A 23,113-nucleotide genomic window follows, 5' to 3' on the forward strand; every position below is an offset into this window, starting at 1 on the left:
CTTGATTGCGGGCGCGCACACATGGACCCTGACCCCTCGAAAACACAAAGGAATCCCGGGCTGTATGTGCAAAAAGTAGTGGCCGGCCTGCTGCCGGGTCCGAATCCCGGACCCAGCCATTGTAAGCAGACCGGCCACGCAAGCGTGTCAGAAGTGTGTCTCCACCACGCCAAAATCAGCTTTGAGGATGACCCCTAGTCCTCCAGGTCCACTTCGCGGACCATGTCCGCTCCGATGCCTGCCTTGATGGCCTCCAGCACCTGCTGCGGGACCGAGCTGTCGATGGTCAGGAGCGCCAGGACCTGGCCACCTTCGGTCTGGCGGGCAACCTGCATGCCGCCGATGTTGATGTTGTTCATGCCGAGGATGTGGCCTATGGTGCCGATGACGCCCGGGCGGTCAGCGTAGGCAACAACCACCAGGTGCTCGCTGATGGGGATTTCGACGTCGTACCCGTTGACGCCTACCAGCTTCTCCACCTGCTTGGGCCCGGTCAGGGTACCGGCCACGGAGATCTGGGAACCGTCGCTGAGGGCGCCACGGATGGTCAGGACGTTGCGGTAGTCTTCGGCGTCCGGCGTGGTGATCAGGCGGGTGTTGATGCCGCGCTGCTCGGCGATGACGGGGGCGTTGACGTAGGAAACCTGCTCGGTGACAACATCGGCGAACACACCCTTGAGGGCAGCCAGTTCCAGGACCTTGACGTCCAGGGCGGCGATTTCACCGGCAACCTCGACGTCGATCTGGGTCAGGGATGCGTGTGTCAGGGCGGTGAAGATCCGGCCGAGCTTTTCGATCAGCGGGATGCCCGGTCGGATGTCGCTGGCAATGACGCCGCCGGCCACGTTGACGGCGTCCGGCACCAGTTCACCGGCCAGGGCGAGGCGGACCGACTTGGCCACCGAGACGCCGGCCTTCTCCTGGGCTTCGTCCGTGGAGGCACCAAGGTGCGGGGTCACCACGACGTTGTCGAGTTCGAAGAAGGGCAGGTCCGTACTGGGCTCCTTGACGAAGACGTCCACACCGGCGCCGGCAATCTGGCCTTCCTTCAAGGCGGTGTAGAGGGCTTCCTCGTCAACCAGGCCACCACGTGCCACGTTGATCACATACGCGGATTCCTTCATCTTGCGGAAGGCGTCAGCGCCCAGCATGCCTACCGTCTCAGGCGTCTTGGGCATGTGGATGGTGATGAAGTCCGCGTTGGTCAGGAGCTCGTCCAGGGTGACCAGCTTGACGCCCAACTGCGCCGCACGGGCAGCCGTGATGTAGGGGTCGTAGGCGAGGATCTCGGTGTCGAAGCCCTGAAGGCGGGCAGCCACGAGGGCACCGATGCGGCCCAGGCCAATGATGCCGATCTTCTTCTCGAACAGTTCGATGCCCGTGTACTTGGAACGCTTCCATTCGCCGTTCTTCAGGGCGGAGCTTGCCTGCGGGATGTGGCGGGCCAGGCTCAGGATGTGGCCCACCGTCAGTTCAGCGGCGGAAACGATGTTGGACGTGGGAGCGTTGACCACCATGACACCGGCCTGGGTGGCGGACTTGATGTCCACGTTGTCCAGCCCCACGCCGGCACGTGCGATGACCTTGAGGTTCTTCGCGGCGGCGATCGCTTCGGCATCAACCTGGGTGGCCGAACGGACCAGGATGGCGTCGACGTCGGCAATGGCGGACAGCAACTGGGAGCGGTCGGCGCCGTCGGTCTGGCGGATCTCGAAATCCGGGCCCAATGCCTCGACTGTGGCGGGCGAAAGTTCCTCGGCGAGGAGGACGACGGGTTTGGTGGCTGACACGGGGTGGCACCTTACTTTGGACAACTTGGGAACAGTACTGGACAAGGAGCGGATGCGTGGCCCGGGCACGACGCCGGGACCTGCCCAGAATATCGAATCAGGGCCGCTAAGCCGGTGCCCGGTTGGGGATGTTACGGGCAGGCCGGGCCGGTTGTGAAGAAGTTCACAGCCCACCGTTGGGAGCCGGAGGGCGGGTAGAACGGGCAATGCCCGCCCGGTATGTAGAAGCCGGACGGGCATTGCGGGGGAAGAATCAGCGTGCAGCCGAGCCTTCGACGTAGTCCTCGTCCTGCTGCTGCCAGGAGAAGAGCGAGCGGAGCTCGCGGCCAACTTCCTCGATCGGGTGCTGCTCTGCCTTGGCACGCAGTGCCTTGAACTCTGCGGCGCCGTTGTCCTGGTCGTCGATGAAGCGCTTGGCGAAGGCACCGGACTGGATGTCAGCCAGGACAGCCTTCATGTTTTCCTTCACCTCGGGGGTGATGACGCGCGGGCCGGAAACGTAGTCACCGTACTCGGCGGTGTCGGAGACGCTCCAGCGCTGCTTGGCGATGCCGCCCTCCCACATGAGGTCCACGATGAGCTTGAGCTCGTGGAGTACCTCGAAGTAGGCGATCTGCGGCTGGTAGCCGGCGTCGGTGAGGGTTTCGAAGCCGTACTGGATGAGCTGGGAAACGCCACCGCACAGGACGGACTGCTCGCCGAAGAGGTCCGTTTCGGTCTCTTCGGTGAAGGTGGTCTTGATGACACCGGCGCGGGTGCCGCCGATGGCCTTGGCGTAGGACTTGGCCAGGTCCCAGGCGGAACCGGAAGCGTCCTGTTCCACGGCGATGATGTCCGGGATGCCACGGCCGGCTTCGAATTCGCGGCGGACCGTGTGGCCCGGAGCCTTCGGAGCGATCAGGATGACGTCAACGCCGGCCGGAGCCTCGATGTAGCCGAAGCGGATGTTGAAGCCGTGGGCGAAGGCGAGTGCCTTGCCTTCGGTCAGCTTGTCCTTGATGGAGTCGTTGAAGATCGAACGCTGGTGCTGGTCCGGCGCGAGGATCATGATGACGTCGGCCCATTCGGCGGCGTCGGCGACGTTCTTGACGGTAAAGCCGGCGTCCTGTGCCTTGGCGGTCGACTTCGAGCCGTCCTTCAGCGCGATGACAACCTCGACGCCGGAATCGCGCAGGTTCAGCGCGTGGGCGTGGCCCTGGGAGCCGTAGCCGACAATGGCAACTTTGCGACCCTGGATGATCGACAGGTCTGCGTCGTCGTCGTAGAACATTTCAGTCACTTGCGTAACTCCTCTTGAGTGGATTTCTCGATATTGATGTGGTGCTGCGGTACGGGGCACTGCTCACGCGGAGCGGAGCGCCCTGTCACTCATGGAGCGGGATCCCCGTCCAACGGCCAAGGTGCCGGACTGCACAATTTCACGGATGCCGAACGGCTCCAGCACTGAAAGCAGCGCTGCGAGCTTCTCCGGGGTACCGGTTGCCTCAATCACCAACGAGTCTGTGGACACGTCGACAACAGCGGCGCGGAACAGGTCTGCAGCCTGGGTAACCTGCAGACGTGTCGCGGCATCCGCACGTACCTTGACCAGGATGTGGTCGCGCTGTACGGAAGATTCGGAAGTCAGTTCAACAATCTTGATCACGTTGACCAACTTGTTGAGCTGCTTGGTGACCTGCTCGATCAGGTCGCCGTCGGCGTCGACGACAACCGTCATGCGGGACATGCCGGGTACCTCGGTGGGTCCCACAGCCAGGGAGTTGATGTTGAATGCACGCCGGGCGAAGAGGCTGGCCACGCGGGTCAAAACGCCGGGCTTGTCTTCTACCAGAACGGACAGTGTGTGGCGGGTCATGCCTAGTCCTCCTCTTCCCATTCCGGGGTCATGTTGCGGGCAACCTGGATCTGGTCATTGCTGACGCCGGCGGGCACCATGGGCCACACCATCGAGTTGGGGCTCACCACGAAGTCGATGACCACGGGGCGGTCGTTGATTTCGAGGGCCTTCTGGATGGTGGCGTCGATGTCCTCGTCACGCTCGCATCGAAGTGCGGCGCAGCCGTAGGCGTCTGCCAGCTTGACGAAGTCCGGGATGCGGATGGTGTCGTGGCCGGTGTTCAGGTCCGTGTTGGAGTAGCGGCCTTCGTAGAACAGTGTCTGCCATTGGCGGACCATGCCCAGCGAAGAGTTGTTGATGATGGCAACCTTGATGGGAATGTTGTTGATGGCGCACGTGGCCAATTCCTGGTTGGTCATCTGGAAGCAGCCGTCGCCGTCGATGGCCCAGACCACACGGTCCGGCTCGCCCACCTTGGCACCCATGGCTGCCGGAACCGAGTATCCCATGGTTCCTGCGCCGCCGGAGTTCAGCCAGGCATGCGGGCGTTCGTAGTTGATGAACTGGGCTGCCCACATCTGGTGCTGCCCCACGCCGGCAACGTAGATGCCCTCAGGTCCGGTGAGTTCGCCGATGCGCTTGAGCACCCGCTGGGGTGCGCTCAGGCCGTCTTCGGGCTCGGTCCAGCCCAAGGGGTACGTTTCACGCAGGTTGTTCAGGAACGCCCACCACGAGTCCAGGTCCGGGGTGCCGCCCTGCTCGAACTGGGCCTTCACGGCCTCGGTCAGTTCCGGAATGATTTCCTTGACCGAGCCAACGATCGGGACATCCGCGGTGCGGTTCTTGGAGATTTCGGCGGGGTCGATGTCAGCGTGGATCACCTTGGCGAAGGGAGCGAACGTCTTCAGCACGCCCGTCACGCGGTCATCGAAGCGTGCCCCCAGGGTAATCAGGAGGTCTGCCTGCTGCAGCGCAGTGACAGCGGAAACGGAACCGTGCATGCCGGGCATGCCCACGTGCTGCGGATGCGAGTCCGGGAAGGCGCCCCGGGCCATCAGGGTAGTGACCACAGGGGCACCGGTGGCCAGCGCGAGCTCCATGAGTTCGGCCGAAGCATGGCCCTTGACCACGCCGCCGCCCACGTAAAGGACAGGCTTGCTGGAGGCAGCAATCAGCTTGGCCGCTTCACGCACCTGCTTGTTGTGGCCGCGCACCACGGGGCGGTAGCCGGGCAGGTCGATCTTCGGCGGCCAGGAGAAGGTCATCTGGCCAACCTGGGCGTCCTTGGCGATGTCCACCAGCACTGGACCCGGACGGCCAGTTGAGGCGAGGTGGAATGCCTCAGCCATGACGTGGGGGATGTCGTTGGGGTCCGTCACCAGGAACGAATGCTTGGTGATGGGCATGGTGATGCCCACAATGTCGGCTTCCTGGAAGGCATCGGTGCCAATGACACCACTGGCCACCTGGCCGGTGATGGCCACCATCGGCACGGAGTCCATGTGGGCATCCATGATGGCGGTGACGAGGTTGGTGGCACCGGGGCCCGAGGTGGCGATGCAAACACCAACCCGTCCGGTAACCATGGCGTAGCCTTGCGCGGCGTGGCCGGCTCCCTGTTCGTGACGGACCAGGATGTGATTCATCCTGGAGGCCATCAAGGGGTCGTAGGTGGGCAGGATCGCGCCACCGGGCAAACCGAAAATATCGTCCACGCCGAGTTCTTCGAGCGAACGGACAATTGCTTGCGAGCCGGTCATCACCGTTGGGGGTACAACGTTGTTCGGCCCAAGTACAGGAGAGAGAGGTGCAGCAGCGTCGACGACGGTGTCAGCCGTACGGTCGACCTTTTCCGGAGCTTTGGGGGCTCCAGTGGACTTTGCAGCCATCAGCGAGGGGCTGATCGGCGATCCTTTGCTCATCGGACTCTTCCTTAGTGGATCTTTGATGGGTCTTTGGGAATAAAAAAACCCCTCAGCCTTCCGGCTCTTCGAGGGGTTTGCGCGTGACAGTTCGTTACCAGTCGGGCTAAGCCACGCGCTTGGTAAGGACGACGACGCCGACGGTAACGAATGAGATCATGCGTTCAGTGTTCCCTCTAAGTGAGATACGTGTCAATCGAGCACCATCGTATCCCACTATTTGGACAACGGTGTCCAAGTGCCGGACTCCGCCACGGCTGGACGGGCGGAGTCCGGGCTTGCCGCTAGCCGCAGTAGGCGCCAGTGGAGGCGCTGTGCACCAGCTTGGCGTACTTGGCGAGGACGCCCTTGGTGAACTTCGCCGGCAGCGGCTCCCAGCCCACCTTGCGGGCCTCAAGCTCGGCCTCGTCCACCAAGAGGTCGAAGGACCTGGCGGCGATGTCCACGCGGATGCGGTCGCCGTCCTTCACGAAGGCAATGGGACCGCCGTCCACCGCTTCCGGCGCGACGTGTCCGATGCACAAGCCGGTTGTACCACCGGAGAAGCGGCCGTCGGTGAGGAGCAGAACATCCTTGCCCAGGCCTGCACCCTTGATCGCTCCGGTGATCGCGAGCATCTCGCGCATGCCCGGACCACCCTTGGGTCCCTCATAGCGGATCACCACCACGTCACCCTTGTGGATCTCCCCGTTGTCCAAAGCATCCAGGGCGCCTTGCTCACGTTCGAAGACGCGGGCGGTCCCTTCGAAGACATCCGCATCGAAGCCTGCAGTCTTCACCACCGCACCCTCGGGAGCCATGGAACCGTGGAGGATGGTGATGCCGCCGGTCTTGTGGATGGGGTTGTCCAGGGCACGGATGATCTTGCCGTCGAGGTCCGGCGGATTGATGGACGCAAGGTTCTCTGCGAGGATCTTGCCCGTCACGGTGAGGCAGTCGCCGTGCAGCAAGCCGGCGTCGAGCAGTGCCTTCATGATGACCGGCACGCCGCCAATCCTGTCCACATCGGTCATGACGTACCGGCCGAAGGGCTTGAGGTCGCCCAGGTGCGGGATCTTGTCCCCGATCCTGTTGAAGTCGGCCAGGGTCAACTCCACGTTGGCTTCACGGGCGATGGCCAACAGGTGAAGGACGGCGTTGGTAGAGCCGCCGAAGGCCATGGTCACGGCGATGGCGTTCTCGAAAGCTTCCTTGGTCATGATGTCGCGCGCGGTGATGCCACGGCGGAGCAGGTTGACCACGGCCTCGCCGGACTTGCGCGCGAACTCGTCACGACGGCGGTCTGCCGAAGGAGGCGCCGCGGACCCGGGGAGTGACATGCCAAGGGCCTCACCGATGCACGCCATGGTGTTGGCCGTATACATGCCGCCACACGCCCCCTCCCCGGGACAAATGGCTTTCTCGATGCGGGTGAGGTCCTCGCGGCTCATCTTTCCCGCTGCACAGGCTCCCACGGCTTCGAAGGCATCAATAAGGGTGACTTCCTTCTCGGAACCGTCCTCCAACTTGACCCAGCCGGGCATGATCGAACCTGCGTAAAGGAAGACGCTGGCAAGGTCCAGGCGGGCCGCGGCCATCAGCATGCCTGGCAGCGACTTGTCACAGCCTGCAAGGAGCACCGAACCGTCAATCCGTTCGGCCTGCATGACGGTTTCCACAGAATCGGCAATGACTTCACGGGACACGAGGGAAAAGTGCATGCCCTCGTGTCCCATGGAAATACCATCCGAGACGGAGATGGTGCCGAATTGCATGGGGAACCCGCCACCGGCGTGGACGCCTTCCTTGGCGCCCTGGGCAAGCCGGTTCAGGGAGAGGTTGCAAGGGGTGATTTCGTTCCAGGAACTGGCGACGCCGATTTGGGGCTTTTCGAAATCGTCGTCGCCCATGCCCACGGCGCGGAACATTCCGCGTGCGGGAGCGGCGTGAATGCCGTCAGTAACAACCCGGCTGCGGGGTTTGATGTCCGGCGCGGTATCTGCAATCTGGCTGGTCTCACTCATGCCCCAAAGTCTATGTGTCCACGCCCTCCCGGGAACCGGCCCAAGCCAGGAAAAACGCAAAAAGAGGAATATTTCCGGTAATCCCCCTGACACCCGAAGTGCTGGACAGTCAATAGGCAGCCACGTAACGTCGGAATCACGACTCACTGGAACGCTGCAAACCCCGGAAGCAGAAGGGCATCACCATGGATTGGTTGATTTGGGTCATTGTCATTGTGCTGGTTGTCGCCATTGTTTGGTGGCTTACAAGCCGGAACAACGCAAGGAATTCGGCGCCTGCCGCGAACGGCTCCGGAACCGGAACCCCGGGGCAGCCCGGGACAACCCCGCCGGCCGCGATGGAACCCAGCAATGTTTCCTCCATCCCTGACACCGCAGCCGCTGTCTCCGGCGTCGCAGGCATTGCGGGCGTCACCAATCTTGGGAAGGCTGCCGCCGAGGGCAGTGGACCCACCGAACCCGTCGCGGAGGAAGAACCGGATTCGGCGTCTACAGCAGCTCCCGGGACGGGGACGGATGCAGTCCCAGCCGGGCCCTCCGGGGCTGCCACGGTCGATTCCACGCCGGAAACCGGTCAGACCGTGCCGAACGAACCTGTGGTGGAAACTCCGGTGCTCGATGAGCCTGTAGTGGACGAACCGGTGGTGGACACCCATGCCACGGTGGAAACAGCGGACGCCGGAGACGTCGACGATTGGCAGTCAGGACCTACCGCGGACGACGTCGCACGCGCCGATGATGCCACGGGCAAGGACCCAGCCGGCGAGGATGCAGCCGGCAAGGATGCAGCAGACAAGGCCGAATGGGAGTCCTCCTGGACCGACGCGGCCGGGACTCCGGTCCACCACCACGAATACACCGATCCCCACTCCCCCACCCTTCCCGGGGCGGAAACGGCGGCTGCGGAAGAGTCCGACCAACCGCCTTCTTCCCCATCAGGACACCTGGCCGCAGACCATCCCTACGGCGCCGGCTCGGCGGGCGCGGCCGCGGATGGAACCGGCCCGGAGGGGTACCCCGTCAAGGGCGATGCCACCACCATGACTTACCACGACGAAGATGCCGCCAGCTACGCCGAAGCTCCTGCCGACGTCTGGTTCGAATCGGCGGCCCACGCCGAAGCGGCCGGGTTCCGCGCGCCGCGGCGCAACCGGCACTAGCCGGACGGCGGACCATGAACCCTGCCCGGCACCCGAGATGAACCGGACCAAGGCGACGCCTGCCCCACGCCTCTCCCTGAAGGTGCGTGCGCTGGCTGTGGCTTGCTCCCTGATGCCGGTCCTGGCCGCCTGCACGGGCAGTCCATCGTCTCCCGGAACTGCCGCGACACCCGGTGGTACGCAACAACAAGGCGGTACGGCGTCGACGGGCAGTGGAACGTCGGACTCCTCGTCGTCGGAAGCTACGCCTGCCAGCCCGCAGCTCAAGGAAAGGCTCGACGTCGGGCTGCAGCTTCCGTGGTCGGTGGTGTTCCTCCCGGACGGTGCAGCCGTCATATCCGAACGCGATACGACCCTCCTCAAGGAAATCCGCGACGGCCGGGCCACAACCATCGGCGAGGTCCCCGGCGTCGAACCCGGCGGAGAAGGCGGTTTGCTGGGACTTGCCGTGTCCCCGGACTTCGCCTCCGACCGGTGGCTGTACGCCTACTTCACTTCGGCAGCGGATAACCGCATCGCCCGGATGAAAATGGCCCGCGACGCCGGCGGCCGCCTCATGCTCGGCGAACCGGACGTTGTCTTCTCCGGAATTCCCAAGGCCTCCACGCACAACGGGGGCCGGATCCGTTTCGGCCCCGACGGATTCCTCTACGTTGGCACGGGAGACTCGCAGCGCCGGGACCAACCGCAGGACATCAAGGCCCTGGGCGGCAAGATCCTGCGGCTGACCCCCGATGGCAACCCGGCCCCGGGCAACCCGTTCGGCGACAACCCCGTGTACAGCTACGGGCACCGGAACGTCCAAGGACTCGCCTGGGACGCTGACGGACGGCTCTGGGCCAGCGAGTTCGGCCCTGACGTGGACGACGAACTGAACCTGGTCACCCCCGGCGGCAACTACGGCTGGCCCACCGTCACCGGGGCGCCCGGGAGGAGCGGCTTCCTGGATGCCAAGGCGGTGTGGCCGTCGACGGCGGATGCGTCACCGAGTGGCCTGGAAATCATCGACGGTGTGGCCTACACCGGTGCGCTTCGCGGACAGCGCTTATGGGCGGTCCCGCTCAACGGTGAAACCGCAGGCACTCCTGTGGCTTTCTTCACAGCGGAATATGGACGGCTCAGGGATGTGGCGAAGGCCCCTGACGGCTCCCTTTGGGTGCTGAGCAACAACAGAAACCCTGACTTCGTGCTGGTTTTGGAGCCTCAGCCCTGACCAGCCATGCAATCCCACGGACGATTTCACAGTTCCGGGGAAGTCGTGTAGAGTTACTTGTCGTTGCGGAGATCGCCAAGGAACTAAAAGCCCCAAGGCCGATCGAAATCAACAGTTGCACCTCTAGCTCAACTGGCAGAGCAATTGACTCTTAATCAATGGGTTCCGGGTTCGAGTCCCGGGGGGTGCACCAAAGAAAAAGCCCCGAAGTGAATTTCACTTCGGGGCTTTTTGCTGTCCACTTTGGATCCTGGGAATGGAAGACTGTGCGGTCCGTCACTGTTTGTACAAAGTGGTCATCACCGCCGAAAAAGTAGTGTAGAGTTGTCTGTCGTTGCGGCGGTCAACGAGGAAAACAATTCCTCGAAGAAACCGAAACAACAGCTGCACCTCTAGCTCAACTGGCAGAGCAATTGACTCTTAATCAATGGGTTCCGGGTTCGAGTCCCGGGGGGTGCACCAAAAAGAAAAGGCTTCGACCGTCATGGACGGTCGAAGCCTTTTCTTTATGCCCAAAGCGCTCCTGGCCGAAGCCAGGAACCGCCTAGAGGTTGATGTCGTCAGTAGGTTCTTCTTTGATGGGGGCTCCAATGAGTCCGCGCACAACGATCCGCAGTTCGTCACGGAGCCTGGCAGTATCCACGGCCACCGGGGCCAGCACGTCCTGCTCGAGCTTCACGGCTTCCGAGAGGGCTTCCCTTCCGGCCTCGGTCAACGTGACCACATGGCTGCGACGGTCCGAGTCGCTACGGTGCCGGGTCACATGCCCGTGGAGTTCGAGCCGCGCCAGGGTGGTTCCCATGGTCTGGGCCTTCACGCGAGCTACTTCGGCCAGGGCGGCCTGGGTGATAGGGCCTTTGACCGCGAGTACCTGCATGGCAATAACGCCTGCATGGGTCAGTCCAATAGCTTTTAATTTTTCGTTCCACGAGATTTCCACGAGCCGCGCAGCGGTCGAAAGCAGTCGCGTCGTGGGCCATCTCTCCATATCAGGCATGCCGCCAGTATATGCGGCGGGCACCCGGTGCCGTGGCTTCCGCACACTAAACTGGGGAATCGCGAACGTTATCTAGGAGCAAATTGTGGCGGAACGACTCATTCCCGGGGACCCAGCCCCGGACTTCACACTGACTGACAAAGACGGCAGCAGGATCAGCCTCTCGGACTTTCGAGGCAAGAAAACAATCGTCTACTTCTATCCGGCGGCCTCCACACCCGGATGTACCAAACAGGCGTGCGACTTCCGGGACTCGCTGGCATCGCTCAAGGGTGCAGGCTACGAGGTCCTCGGAATCTCACCCGACTCCCCCGCAGCCCTGGCCAAGTTCGCCACGGAAGAACAACTGACCTTTCCACTGCTCTCCGACGAGGACCACGCTGTCGCCGACGCGTACGCAGCCTGGGGAGAGAAGAAGAACTACGGCAAGACCTACATGGGCCTCATCCGGTCCACCGTGGTGATCGATCCCCAGGGGAAAGTGGAACTGGCCCAGTACAACGTCCGGGCAACCGGCCACGTTGCCAAGCTGCGCCGGGACCTCAAGCTCGATAAGTAGCGGGTAGACTGTAGCCCGATACACCGCCATGGCCTTCCCCGGGTTGGTCATGGCCACCCAGCGCGAGTGGTGAAATTGGCAGACACGCAGGATTTAGGTTCCTGTGCCTTCGGGCGTGGGGGTTCAAGTCCCCCCTTGCGCACAGTGGCACCCCCGGCACTTGCCGGGGGTGCCTTCTTCGTGGACCGGTGGCTCACAGGACGTTCAATTACACTGGAATGCGGTCTGGCCGAAGCCGGTCAGGACCACTTCCAACCGGCTTGAGGGGACAAGAGTGGCAAGCAGCAAGATACGGCGACTGGGCAAGCAGTGCGGTGCCGTCATCCTGGCCCTTGGATTGGCCGCCTGCACGGGAACTCCCGGGCCCCCGCCGTCTTCTTCCACGGGAAGTTCAGCCCCGGCAGCCCCCACCGCTACCTTCAACTTTGGCACGGCTTCCATGCCGCTGGGACTGGATCCCGCCATGACGTCCGATTCCGAGGCCTACAGGGTGACCCGGCAGGTCCTCGAAGGCCTCGTCGGCGTGGACGGCTCCACCGGGCAGACCACTCCGCTGCTTGCCACGGAATGGAAGGACAGCAACAACGGGCTGAGCTATGACTTCACGCTGCGCGAAAAGGTCGCGTTCCACGACGGCACGCCCTTCGACGCGACGGCGGTTTGCGCCAATTTCAACCGTTGGTTCACCTTCTCCGCGGACCTCCGCAAGCAAGCACCGGGAATCTCCTTCCAGGGCGTCTTCAAGGCCTACTCGGATGAGCCGGTGTTCTCAATCTTCAAGGACTGCAAAGTTGTTGCGCCCACCAAGGTGCAGATCAACCTGACACGTCCTTTCACGGGTTTCCTGCAGGCTTTGACACTTCCCGCCTTCGCGATCTCCTCCCCCAAGGCGCTGGAAGCCCAGAAGGCCAACGTCCTGGACACGACACGGAACGGCCAGGCGATCTCCGCCTACGCCACCCACCCGGTTGGCACCGGCCCGTACACGTTCAGTGCATGGGACGAGCAGAAGGTCACCTTGACCAGCAATGAGTCCTATTGGGGCAACAGGGGCCAGATCGCCACGATCAACTTCATTCCTTATGACCGCGCCGAAACGAGGCAGCAGGCCTTGCTGGACGGCAAGATCGATGCCTACGACCTCGTGACGTCCGGCACCTTCGACCAACTGGTTAAGAAGGGCGTCCAGATCATCCAGCGTGATCCCTTTTCCGTGATGTACCTGGGCATCAACCAGGCCGTGGCCCCGCTGGACAAGCTTGAGGTGCGGCAGGCCATTGAGATGTCCATCGACAAGGAAACGCTGATCCGCCGCTTCTTCATCGACAACACGGCCCAAGCTTCCCAGTTCGTACCCCCGAAGCTCAGTGGCTTCAATAACAACGCTCCGTCGCTGGGCTACAACCCGGACAAGGCCAAGGAACTCCTGAAGAAGGCCGGCTATAACGGCGAAGAACTCAAGTTCTACTACCCCCTCAACGCCACGCGCGCCTACCTCCCGACGCCGGAGAAGGTCTACGCGGAGATCAGCCGCCAGCTGGTCGCCGTAGGGATCAATGTCAAGCCCGTTCCCATCAACTGGGAGGACGGCTACCTGCAAAAGGTCCAGTCCCCTGGTGACCACGCTTTGCACCTGTTGGGCTGGAACGGCTCGTATGCGGATGCCGACAACTTCCTGGGACCACTGTTCGGCGAGGCGCGGCCCGAGTTCGGCTACTCGGACGCGGAGGTGTTCCACAAGATCGAACGTGCCCGCGCGCTTCCCAACGGTGACGCCAGGAACACCGAGTACCAGTCCATCAACGCAGAGATCGCAGCGTCCGTACCTGCCGTGCCGATAGCCTTCCCGATCTCCGCCCTGGCGCTCTCCAACAAGGTGGAAAGCTACCCTGCATCCCCGGTCTTGAACGAAGTTTTCACAAACGTCCGCTTAAAGCCTTGACGATTCCCGGCAATTTCAGTATTGGGTGCGCACGGGGATATTCTGTGACAGCCAGTGCCGCCGCTATCGGAGATTGATTGTGACCTTCATTTCCAAGACTCAACATGCCGACGTCGTCCTTATTGGCGGCGGAATCATGAGTGCCACCCTGGGTGCGTTCATCAAGCAGCTTGAACCCACCTGGACCATCTCCCTGTTCGAACGCCTCGACGAAGCCGGGCTGGAAAGCTCCGGCCCCTGGAACAACGCCGGTACCGGCCATGCCGCGCTGTGTGAGCTCAACTACTCCCCCGCGGCCAAGGACGGCTCGGTGGACCCCGCCAAGGCCATCCACATCAACGAGCAGTTCCAGCTTTCGCGCCAGTTCTGGTCCCACCTGGTGGACAGCAACGTGATCGGCTCCCCCAAGGGCTTCATCAACACCGTTCCGCACATGAGCTTCGTCATTGGCGACGACCACGCGAACTTCCTCAAGACCCGCTATGAGGCCCTCAAGCCCAACACCCTGTTCCGGAGCATGGAATACACCGAGGACCAGGCGCAGATCGCCAAGTGGGCACCGTTGATCGTCAAGGGCCGCGACCGCAAGCAGCGGGTCGCTGCAACGCGCGCAGCTGAAGGCACCGACGTCGATTTTGGCGCCCTGACCCGCGAGCTGACCAGCTACCTGCGCAGCAGCGGTGCAGAGGTCAACTACGGCCATGACGTGACCAACATCAACCGCGCCGCCGGCGGCGGCTGGGACCTGTCCCTCAAGCACGCAAAGTCCGGCGAGCACGGCAGGATCCATGCCAAGTTCGTCTTCGTCGGGGCGGGCGGCGGCGCCCTCCACTTGCTGCAGGCCTCCGGCATTCCGGAGAGCAAGGGCTACGGCGGCTTCCCCGTCTCCGGACAGTTCTTCCGTTGCACCGATGAGGCCATCACGTCCCAGCACAGCGCCAAGGTCTATGGCCAGGCTTCCGTGGGGGCTCCGCCCATGTCCGTCCCCCACCTGGATACCCGCTTCGTGGACGGCAAGCGTTCGCTCCTCTTCGGCCCCTACGCAGGCTTCTCCACCAACTTCCTGAAGACCTCCAGCTACCTGGACCTTCCCTTGTCCATCCGCCCTGGAAACATCATTCCCATGCTGGCAGTGGCCAAGGACAACATGGACCTCACGGCCTATCTCATCAAGGAAGTGGCCAAGCGCCACGAAGCCAAGGTGGAATCCCTGCGCGAGTACTACCCCGAGGCCGCCGGTGGCGACTGGGAACTCATTACCGCCGGACAGCGCGTACAGATCATCAAGAAGCACCCGCAAAAGGGTGGCATCCTGCAGTTCGGCACCGAGGTGATCGCTTCCCGCGATGGCTCGATCGGTGCCTTGCTTGGCGCTTCCCCGGGAGCCTCCACTGCCGTGCCGATCATGATCGAACTGCTGCAGAAGTCCTTCCCGAAGAACTTCAAGGGCTGGCAGTCCAAGCTCAAGGACATGATGCCGGGCTACGGCGTCAAGCTCAACGAGAACCCGGAGCTTGCCGCGGAACTCGAAGCCAGCACTGCGCGTTCCCTGCAATTGGACACCGCACCCGCGCTCCAGAGCTAGTATCCAGGGGCTGCGGCCGGTTCCCGTCAGCCGAACACTTCCGTAGACCTCAGGAGACAATGCAATGTTCCGCCTGGCCACGCTGTCCCTGGGAAACCGGGCCCTGATCGCGCTGATCACCGTCTTTGCGGCGGTGTTCGGCGTGATCACCATGGGTTCGCTCAAGCAGGAGCTCATCCCATCCATTGAGTTCCCCCAGATCACCGTGGTCACCTCCATGCCGGGCGCGTCCCCGGAAGTGGTGGACAAGCAACTCAGCCGGCCCCTCGAAACGGCGCTGAACAGCGTGGAGGGGCTCGAGTCCACCACTTCCACCTCGCGCAACGGCGTTTCGCAGATCACCATGGTGTTCACCTATGGGTCCAACCTGGACAGGGCCAGGAACCAGATCGACCGGGCCATCTCCAACGCCAAGCGCGTGCTGCCCGCCGACGTCGAACCCCAGTCCATTGCCGGGAACATCAGCGATTTCCCCATCGTTTTCCTGGCGGTGTCCTCGGACAAGCCCTTGAGCGAGCTGAACGCCGACCTCCAGCGCCTGAGTGTTCCGCGCCTCCAAAAGATCGACGGCGTCCGTGGCGCCGACGTGACGGGCGGCGCCACGCAGCACATCCTGGTCCAACCGCGGCCCGCGGACCTGGCAAGCTCCGGGGCCTCCGTCCAGTCCATCAGCGCTGCTTTGAAGAACAACGGCGCACTGGTTCCGGTGGGCACCATCGAGGACCAGGGCAAGACGCTCTCCCTCCAGCTCGGCAGCCCCGTCGACTCGCTGGACGTCATCAAGGGCCTTCCGCTGACAGGAGCCAAGGGCGCAGCAACCATTGGGGCAGTGGCCGATGTCAGCATCGAGGACGACGCAGCCACGTCCATCACGCGGACCAACGGCAAACCGACCCTTGCATTGTCCGTCACCAAGAAACCCGAAGGCGATACTGTCGCCATCTCGCATGCCGTTCGCGACGCCATCGGCCCGATGCAGGACGAGCTCGGCAACAACGCGGTCTTCACCCCGGTCTTCGACCAAGCGCCGTTCATCGAAAAGTCCATCAAGGACCTCACCACAGAGGGTCTCCTGGGCCTGGGCTTTGCCGTGGCCGTGATCCTGGTGTTCCTGATGTCGGTCCGGTCCACCTTGGTCACTGCCGTTTCCATCCCGCTGTCCCTCCTGATCACCTTCATCGGGATCTCGGCCACGGGCTACTCGTTGAACATCCTGACGCTGGGTGCGTTGACCATTGCGATTGGCCGCGTGGTGGACGACTCGATCGTGGTCATTGAGAACATCAAGCGGCACTTGAGCTACGGCGAGCCCAAGCTGACGGCGATCGTCACCTCCATCCGGGAAGTCGCCGGCGCAATTACCGCCTCCACCCTCACCACTGTGGCGGTCTTCCTGCCCATCGCCTTCGTGGGCGATCTCGCCGGCGAACTGTTCCGGCCGTTTGCCTTGACGGTCACCATCGCCCTGCTGTCCTCCCTGCTCGTTTCGCTGACGATCGTTCCCGTGCTCGCCTATTGGTTCCTCGCTGCGCCGGCCCGGGAAGCCGCGGAGCCAACCGCCACCACTGCCGAGCAGGCCAGGGAAGCCGAGCAGCGGACCCGACTCCAGCGTGGGTACCTGCCCATACTTGCCAAGACGCAGAAGCACCCGGTCATCACCCTTACCGCCGCCGTCCTGATCCTCGTGGCCACCGCCGCGGCGTCTCCCCTGCTGGCCACGGACCTGCTGGGCCGGTCCGGAGAGAACAGCATGACGGTGCGCCAGGTCCTCCCGGCCGGCACCAGCCTTGAGGCGACCAGCCAGGAAGCCGGCAAAGTGGAGGACATCCTGCGGGGCACGGAGGGCATCAAGGACGTCCAGGTGACCTCCGGCAACGCCCAAACAGGCTTTGCGGCCCTGACATCCACCGGCGCTTCGAATTCGACCTTCACCATCGTCACCGACGAGAAGGCCAACCAGAAGAAGCTCCAGGACGACGTCCGGGCCAAGCTGGCCGATGCAGCGGGCAAGATCACCGTTGGCTCCCAGCAGGGTGGCTTCGGCACGTCCTCCACGGTGGACATCACCATCAAGGCGGCCAATTCCGCCGATCTGCAAACAGCCAGCGACGCGATGGTGAAAGCAATGGACGGGGTGCCGGGGAGTACGGAAGTCTCCACCAACCTCGCAGCCAGCCAACCCGTGGTCCAGGTCCGGGTGGACCGGGCCAAAACCGTGGCCGCAGGACTGACCGAGGAACAGGTGGGAGCCTTCCTCGCCTCGACGGTCAGCCCCCTTCCGGCCGGTACGGTCCGGATCAGCACCAACGATTTCCCGGTCCAGATCGGCAAGGGCACCCGCTTCACGAGCATTGCCGCGGTCAAGGCGCTCCAGCTGCCCACGGTGCGGGGTCCGGTGGCGCTCGACTTCATTGCCGCCGTCGAGCAGGTGGACACTCCGGTGTCCATCACCAGCAGCAACGGCCAGCGCACCGCGAAGGTGACCGTGACGCCGTCGGGCTCCAACCTGGGCAGCGTCAGCGCCGCGGTGCAGGAGCGACTGGCCTCCGTACAGCTGCCGGCCGGCGTCACGGCCGCCATCGGCGGGGCCACGACGCAGCAGGCCGAGTCGTTCAGGCAGCTGGGCCTGGCCCTCCTGGCGGCAATCGCGATTGTCTACGTCATTATGGTGGCGGCCTTCAAGTCGCTCATCCAGCCCCTGATCCTGCTGGTCTCGGTGCCCTTCGCCGCAACAGGGGCCGTGGGGCTCCTGCTGTTGACGGGCGTTCCGCTGGGCCTCCCCTCGCTGATCGGCATGCTGATGCTGGTGGGGATCGTGGTGACCAACGCCATCGTGCTGATCGACCTCATTAACCAATACCGGAAACCGCACGATGGAAGGCCGGGGATGAGCGTCGCGGACGCCATCACCCACGGTGCCCGGCAGCGCCTGCGTCCCATCCTCATGACCGCCCTGGCCACGGTGTTTGCCCTGACTCCCATGGCCCTGGGCCTGACGGGCGGCGGGGGGTTCATTTCACAGCCGTTGGCCATTGTGGTGATCGGCGGCCTGGTCTCGTCCACGGCGCTGACGCTGGTTCTGGTGCCGGTCCTCTACAAACTGGTGGAAGGCCGCCGGGAGAAGAAGGAGCTCCAGAAAGCCCTCCACCAGAAGCCTGAACCGGCAAAGGGCAACGGCGGAGACGGCGACTTCGGCGACTGGACCACGGGTGCCGTACCGCGGGTCACCGGCAGGCGGGCCGCCCACAACCCCGCGGAATAGCCGCATTCTCCAAGCAGGCAACAACAGGACAGGGCCGGGAACATTTCCCGGCCCTGTCCTGTTACAGGCAGTGATAGATGCAAATGCATCTAGTTTCAGGTACACTGTTGAGCAGGGCCCGGGACTTCGGGCAGGGAGAAAGGCACATCATGCAGATCGGCGTTTTCAGCGTCAGCGACATCACCACAGACCCCACCACGGGCCGCACGCCCACGGAGAACGAGCGCATCAAGGCCTCCATGGCCATCGCCAAGAAGGTCGAAGAAATCGGCATGGATGTCTACGCCATCGGCGAGCACCACAACCGGCCGTTCTTCTCCTCCTCCCCCACCACCACGCTGGCCTACATCGCAGCACAGACCGAGCGGATTACGCTCTCCACGGCAACCACGCTGATCACCACCAATGATCCCGTGAAGATCGCCGAGGACTTCGCCATGCTGCAGCACCTGTCCGATGGCAGGGTGGACCTGGTCCTTGGCCGCGGCAACACCGCCCCGGTCTACCCTTGGTTCGGCAAGAACATCCAGGACGGGATCGAGCTTGCGATCGAGAACTACAGCCTGCTCCGCAAGCTGTGGGACGAGGACACGGTCAACTGGTCCGGCAAGTTCCGCACGCCGCTGCAGAACTTCACGTCCACCCCGCGTCCGCTCGACGGCGTGGCCCCCTTCGTGTGGCACGGTTCCATCCGCACGCCGCAGATCGCCGAAGTGGCCGCCTACTACGGCGACGGTTTCTTCGCCAACAACATCTTCTGGCCCAAGGAGCACTACCAGCAGCTGATTGGCCTCTACCGTGAGCGCTACGAACACTACGGCCACGGCAAGGCAGACCAGGCGATTGTCGGGTTGGGTGGCCAGTTCTTCATGAGGAAGAACTCGCAGGACGCCGTGAAGGAATTCCGCCCGTACTTCGACAACGCACCGGTCTACGGCCACGGTCCGTCATTGGAGGACTTCACCTCGCAGACGCCCCTGACCGTGGGCAGCCCGCAGGAAGTGATCGAGAAGACCCTCACGTTCCGGGAATTCTTCGGCGACTACCAGCGGCAGCTGTTCCTGATCGACCACGCCGGTCTTCCGCTGAAGACGGTCCTGGAGCAACTGGACCTCTTTGGCGAGGAAGTCCTTCCGGTGCTGCGCAAGGAGTACGCTGACTCGAAGCCGGCACATGTGCCCGACGCTCCAACCCACGCCTCGCGAGTGGCCGCCGCCTTGGAGGCCAGCGTCAGCGAATCCGCCGAGGCCGGAACCGCGGGACGGGAATCCTGATGTCCGGCCCAACAGCCACTGCTTCTTCGGCCGTCCGCCTCGCCGCCGAAACCTGGGAGTCCTTGTTCCGCTCCCAGGTGGCGGTGATGCGCAAGCTGCAATCGGGTCCTGCCTTCAAGGCGCTGCCCGTCAAGGAGTACGACGTCCTGTTCACCCTCTCGCGCTGCCCTTCGGGCCAGCTGCGCCAGAACGAGATCAACGACAAGGTCCTCTTGAGCCAATCCAGCCTCAGCCGGCTAATCGACCGGCTGGAGAAGCGCGGCCTGGTGGAGCGGACAGCAGCGCCCGACGACGGCCGGGGAGTCCTGCTCTCCCTCACCGAAGCGGGCAGGGAGTTGCAAAAAACCATCGGCCGCGAGCACGTGCGGGACATTGCCCACCTGGTGGCCCCGGCCTTGACTGCCGAGGAACAGCGGGAGCTCCTCCGCCTGACGGAGAAGCTGCGGGCGTCCGTGGCCGGCCATCCTGTGGCAGGCGGGAAGTAGTCAGCCCAAGGTGACGTGCTGCCCAGGGTCTTCCCCGGGCAGTTCGCCGTTAACCTCTGCACTGACCTTCAGCGTCTTGAGGGAGAGGCTGCCCCCAACCGTGGACAGGAACGCCGTGTCCGAGGAGTCCCTTCCGGCCGTAATCCGCAGCATGGCTTCGCGCGGCGCCAGCCCGGTGGGATCGATGACCTGCCAGCCGCCATCGATGTAGGCCTCGGCAACGGCGTGGAAATCCATGGGACTCAGGCCCGGGGCGTACACGGCCGCCAGGCGCGCGGGCACGTCCTTGGACCGCAGGAGGGCGATGGCCAGGTGCGCGAAGTCGCGGCACACGCCGCGGCGGTGCAGGAGCGTCTCCACCGCACCGTCCGTGCCACGCGACGAGCCGCTGACGTAGCGCAGCTCCCCGTGGACCCAGTTGCGCACGGCTGAGAGGAGTTCCGTCCCGTGCAGGCCGCCAAACTCGGCATAGGAGGTAGGAAGCAGCCTGTCCGACTCCGCGTACCGGCTCGGGCGGACATAGCGGATCAGTTCCATCGGCCCGGAGGCATCGGGTTCCCCCCTGCCCACCACGGTGGCCTGGTAGTCCACGGTGACTTCGCTCGGCTCCGCGAACTCCATGTACTGGAAGCGTCCGCCGTGATGGTCCGCGAGCTCGGCGAACGGGACATCATTGCCGTCGCTGGTGATGGAGAGCGTTTCGCTCAGGGATTCGTAGCCGGGGTTGCGGGCCACGGCAATGGCCATGGCAACCTTGGTGTTCGCGACGGTCTTGAAAACGAGCTTGGCAGCTACGTTGCGTTCCATTGATCTCCGGGATGGTTGCGGCGGGACACCCCATGCCGCCGTGCGTGTATCGGCCAACAGCAGGACTACAGATTGACCTTCAGAGACAGTAGCATCCGCTGGACGTTCGCGAATTCGGCACCATGCGCCACATACTTTGCGGCCAGGTCCAAGGTGTCGAAGGACTTGGCGGGCGCCACCTTCTCATCCACGGCGAACGCGTGCAGCGCGGTGACGTCCCCAAAAGCAATATCCCCCTTGCCGGCAGGACCCTGCACGCGGTTACGAAGCTCGCAGGACTGACCATCCGCGCCGGCCACCACATTGGTGATGCCGAACGAGCCGAAGAACTTGTACCCCTGGATGACCCTGAACACCACGCGGGGTTCGATCGTGCCGACACCCCCGGAGTGCGGCACATCGAGGGGAACGCTGCTGATCACTACATACGGTTTGGCCTGCCCCACGGGGCAATCCGCGGGAGCAGCGGCGGGCAGACCTGTTTGCAGGGTTGCCACGTACTTTCCGGCGGCATCCTTCACCTCCACCTTCAAAGCACCGGGAAGGGAACCTGCATCCGGAGCCACAGATTGCACGATCCACTCCTGGGGTACCTCGAAGCTGACGCTTTTCGCCGGATCGGTGTAGGTCTTCCAGGACAATGCCGTGGGTACGGCCTCCGGCGACTCGGAACCGCCGGGAGCCGTGGACGGCAGGCTGCCTCCGGAAGGCGGTGCCGGCGTCGTGCTTTCGCCCGACGGCGACGCGGGCACGGTACCGGACTCCGAGCTGTTGGGCCGCGCCGTGGCGGTGTCCGAAACCTGGGGACCCTTGTTCTGGGCCGTGCAGGCTGTCGTCCCGGCCACAAGGACCACGACGGCGGCGGCCAGGGCGGCGATCCGGCCGGCGACGGTGATGGGTTTTGTCATGCCCTCCATGGGGAAAGCCTATCCGGCGCAGGTCCCGCGACACGCACAGGACTAGGCTGTGGACATGGCTCCCGAAAGTACCGACGAATTTTCCGAGTTCGACGACGACATCCCCACCCTGTCCGCAGTGGACGTCGCCGACTGGCGCCTGCGGACCTTCGCGCTGTACCACCATGTGCGGCAGTTGGCGGCGCACGACCCCTTCGACGCCCACAACTACTGGCGGCAGGAGCGGGACCGCATGTTCGCCACGCACCCGGCCTCGGCGCTGACGGATGACGTCAAAGCCTCCTTCTCCGGGCTGCGGACCGCCGACTACGATCCCGCCTTCCGTTTATACGTTCCGTTGTCGCCGGAGGGCGAAGGACAGGAAATGAACGTGTCTACGGGGACGGACGGTGTTGTTCCTTTCGTCCGTATCGGCACTTTCGAGCTTCCGGGACTCGGTTCCCTGGCCGCTTGGCGCCTGCGCAGCTACGGCGGCGGAATCTTCGTACCTTTCCGGGACGCCACTGCAGGGAAGGACGGTGGGAGCTACGGAGCGGGGCGGTACCTCCTGGACACCATCAAGGGAGCCTTCCACGGAGTCCGCCGCAGCGGCGAAGAACAGGAGTTCGTTGTGGACTTCAACTTCGCCTACAACCCCTCGTGCGCCTACAACGAAGCGTGGGCTTGTCCACTCGCGGGCCCGGCCAACCGGCTCGCCTCTGAGATCCCCGTCGGGGAGCTTTACGTACCCGCTTAGTGCTCGTGCAGCGGTCCGTGGTCCGGCGGAGGCGGCGGTGGACCGGGAGGTCCACCATGTCCATGCGGTGGTCGCGGCGGGCCGGGCACCGGTGGGGGTGGTGGAACAGCACCCGGCACGTGCTTGCGCAGATGCGGCGGCGGAACCTGGTGGCGCAGGGGTGGCGGCGCAGGGTGTCCTTGCGGCTGTACGGGCAGGCGATCGGCCGATTCCGAACCGTCCTTGTCGACCTCCGGCGCGGCTGCAGGTCCGCCGTCAGCGCCTGATGTCCCGGACGTCGACGCCGTGGCATCCTGGCCCGATCCAACCAAGGCAAAGTACTCGTAGAGTTCCTTTTCCTGGCCTTCAGTGATGACTCCCCGGTCGTTGTCGATCCTGGGTCCCTTTTCCACCTGGTCCTTGACCACGGCCAGTTTGATGGTGGAGTCCTCAACCTCGGCACCGGCCAACGGCGCGAACGATTCTGAGAGGCCGAAGAAACCCGTCCGAACCGTGACGAAGGCCGGGTCGCCCGACTCGCCACTCAGGAAAATCTGTTCCACCGAACCAATCTTCACTCCGGCGGAGTCCACTACCGTCCCGCCGTTGGCCACAATATTGTCCAGGTCCTCAAGACTGAGCATG

General features: G+C 63.8%; 18 protein-coding genes and 3 tRNA genes. 12 read left to right on the forward strand and 9 right to left on the reverse strand.

Annotated elements, in window-relative coordinates:
* Positions 1-194: 194 nt before the first annotated feature.
* The 5 genes from serA to ilvD form a co-directional block, all read right to left on the reverse strand.
* Positions 195-1,790, reverse strand: a complete 1,596-nt coding sequence (gene serA, locus ACIQT2_RS02465; RefSeq protein ID WP_402943267.1) for a phosphoglycerate dehydrogenase — start codon at positions 1,788-1,790, stop codon at positions 195-197.
* Between the two features lie 253 nt (positions 1,791-2,043).
* A complete protein-coding gene (ilvC, locus tag ACIQT2_RS02470) occupies positions 2,044-3,069 on the reverse strand; it encodes a ketol-acid reductoisomerase (protein ID WP_400330391.1) in 1,026 nt (341 codons plus the stop codon).
* A gap of 63 nt (positions 3,070-3,132) precedes the next feature.
* Positions 3,133-3,645, reverse strand: coding sequence for an acetolactate synthase small subunit (gene ilvN / locus ACIQT2_RS02475; RefSeq protein WP_021470923.1), 513 nt, complete (start codon positions 3,643-3,645; stop codon positions 3,133-3,135).
* A gap of 2 nt (positions 3,646-3,647) precedes the next feature.
* Positions 3,648-5,549 (reverse strand): acetolactate synthase large subunit, encoded by a 1,902-nt coding sequence (locus ACIQT2_RS02480; protein WP_400330389.1) that lies wholly within the window; start codon positions 5,547-5,549, stop codon positions 3,648-3,650.
* A gap of 284 nt (positions 5,550-5,833) precedes the next feature.
* Entirely contained in the window at positions 5,834-7,552 is a 1,719-nt protein-coding gene (gene ilvD / locus ACIQT2_RS02485; RefSeq protein ID WP_402943271.1) for a dihydroxy-acid dehydratase, read from the reverse strand.
* Between the two features lie 185 nt (positions 7,553-7,737).
* Between ilvD and ACIQT2_RS02490 the strand changes: the two genes are divergently transcribed.
* The 4 genes from ACIQT2_RS02490 (at position 7,738) to ACIQT2_RS02505 (ending at position 10,387) form a co-directional block, all read left to right on the forward strand.
* Entirely contained in the window at positions 7,738-8,712 is a 975-nt protein-coding gene (locus tag ACIQT2_RS02490) for a hypothetical protein (RefSeq protein WP_402943273.1), read from the forward strand.
* Positions 8,713-8,749: 37 nt separating this feature from the next.
* Positions 8,750-9,925, forward strand: coding sequence for a PQQ-dependent sugar dehydrogenase (locus ACIQT2_RS02495; protein ID WP_402943276.1), 1,176 nt, complete (start codon positions 8,750-8,752; stop codon positions 9,923-9,925).
* A 117-nt stretch (positions 9,926-10,042) separates the two neighbouring features.
* Positions 10,043-10,118 (forward strand) — tRNA-Lys (locus ACIQT2_RS02500).
* A gap of 193 nt (positions 10,119-10,311) precedes the next feature.
* Positions 10,312-10,387: transfer RNA gene (locus ACIQT2_RS02505), tRNA-Lys, on the forward strand.
* Positions 10,388-10,469: 82 nt separating this feature from the next.
* Here the strand turns inward: ACIQT2_RS02505 and ACIQT2_RS02510 are convergent.
* A complete protein-coding gene (locus ACIQT2_RS02510; protein ID WP_400330379.1) occupies positions 10,470-10,922 on the reverse strand; it encodes a MarR family winged helix-turn-helix transcriptional regulator in 453 nt (150 codons plus the stop codon).
* A gap of 85 nt (positions 10,923-11,007) precedes the next feature.
* On the opposite strand from ACIQT2_RS02510, the gene bcp reads away from it, so the two are divergent.
* The 7 genes from bcp (at position 11,008) to ACIQT2_RS02545 (ending at position 20,029) form a co-directional block, all read left to right on the forward strand.
* Entirely contained in the window at positions 11,008-11,481 is a 474-nt protein-coding gene (bcp, locus tag ACIQT2_RS02515; RefSeq protein WP_402943279.1) for a thioredoxin-dependent thiol peroxidase, read from the forward strand.
* Positions 11,482-11,541: 60 nt separating this feature from the next.
* Positions 11,542-11,623 (forward strand) — tRNA-Leu (locus ACIQT2_RS02520).
* Between the two features lie 132 nt (positions 11,624-11,755).
* A complete protein-coding gene (locus ACIQT2_RS02525; protein WP_400330373.1) occupies positions 11,756-13,423 on the forward strand; it encodes an ABC transporter substrate-binding protein in 1,668 nt (555 codons plus the stop codon).
* A gap of 79 nt (positions 13,424-13,502) precedes the next feature.
* Positions 13,503-15,008, forward strand: a complete 1,506-nt coding sequence (locus ACIQT2_RS02530; protein WP_402943281.1) for a malate:quinone oxidoreductase — start codon at positions 13,503-13,505, stop codon at positions 15,006-15,008.
* Between the two features lie 64 nt (positions 15,009-15,072).
* Positions 15,073-18,270 carry an efflux RND transporter permease subunit gene (locus ACIQT2_RS02535; protein WP_402943284.1) on the forward strand — a complete coding sequence of 1,066 codons (3,198 nt, stop codon included), beginning with the start codon at positions 15,073-15,075 and terminating at the stop codon, positions 18,268-18,270.
* A 149-nt stretch (positions 18,271-18,419) separates the two neighbouring features.
* A complete protein-coding gene (locus ACIQT2_RS02540; RefSeq protein WP_402943287.1) occupies positions 18,420-19,544 on the forward strand; it encodes an LLM class flavin-dependent oxidoreductase in 1,125 nt (374 codons plus the stop codon).
* The gene (locus tag ACIQT2_RS02545) at positions 19,544-20,029 is read left to right on the forward strand and encodes a MarR family winged helix-turn-helix transcriptional regulator (RefSeq protein WP_402943290.1); all 486 of its coding nucleotides are present in this window, start codon (positions 19,544-19,546) and stop codon (positions 20,027-20,029) included. Before ACIQT2_RS02540 ends, ACIQT2_RS02545 begins: the two co-directional genes overlap by 1 nt.
* Here ACIQT2_RS02545 and ACIQT2_RS02550 read toward each other — a convergent pair whose 3' ends face one another.
* Together ACIQT2_RS02550 and ACIQT2_RS02555 are read right to left on the reverse strand one after the other, a co-directional pair.
* On the reverse strand, positions 20,030-20,836 hold the full coding sequence (locus tag ACIQT2_RS02550) for a transglutaminase family protein (RefSeq protein WP_402943294.1): 807 nt from the start codon (positions 20,834-20,836) through the stop codon (positions 20,030-20,032).
* A 65-nt stretch (positions 20,837-20,901) separates the two neighbouring features.
* On the reverse strand, positions 20,902-21,753 hold the full coding sequence (locus tag ACIQT2_RS02555) for a hypothetical protein (RefSeq protein WP_402943297.1): 852 nt from the start codon (positions 21,751-21,753) through the stop codon (positions 20,902-20,904).
* 55 nt (positions 21,754-21,808) lie between these two features.
* Between ACIQT2_RS02555 and ACIQT2_RS02560 the strand changes: the two genes are divergently transcribed.
* Positions 21,809-22,489 (forward strand): DUF1684 domain-containing protein, encoded by a 681-nt coding sequence (locus tag ACIQT2_RS02560; protein ID WP_400330356.1) that lies wholly within the window; start codon positions 21,809-21,811, stop codon positions 22,487-22,489.
* Here ACIQT2_RS02560 and ACIQT2_RS02565 read toward each other — a convergent pair.
* Entirely contained in the window at positions 22,486-23,112 is a 627-nt protein-coding gene (locus ACIQT2_RS02565) for a PRC-barrel domain-containing protein (protein WP_402943300.1), read from the reverse strand. The two genes, ACIQT2_RS02560 and ACIQT2_RS02565, sit on opposite strands and share 4 nt — an antisense overlap.
* Position 23,113 lies beyond the last annotated feature (1 nt).

Origin of the sequence: Paenarthrobacter sp. NPDC090522 (assembly GCF_044769225.1) — a bacterium.
In the GTDB taxonomy this organism is placed as follows: Bacteria; Actinomycetota; Actinomycetes; order Actinomycetales; family Micrococcaceae; genus Arthrobacter.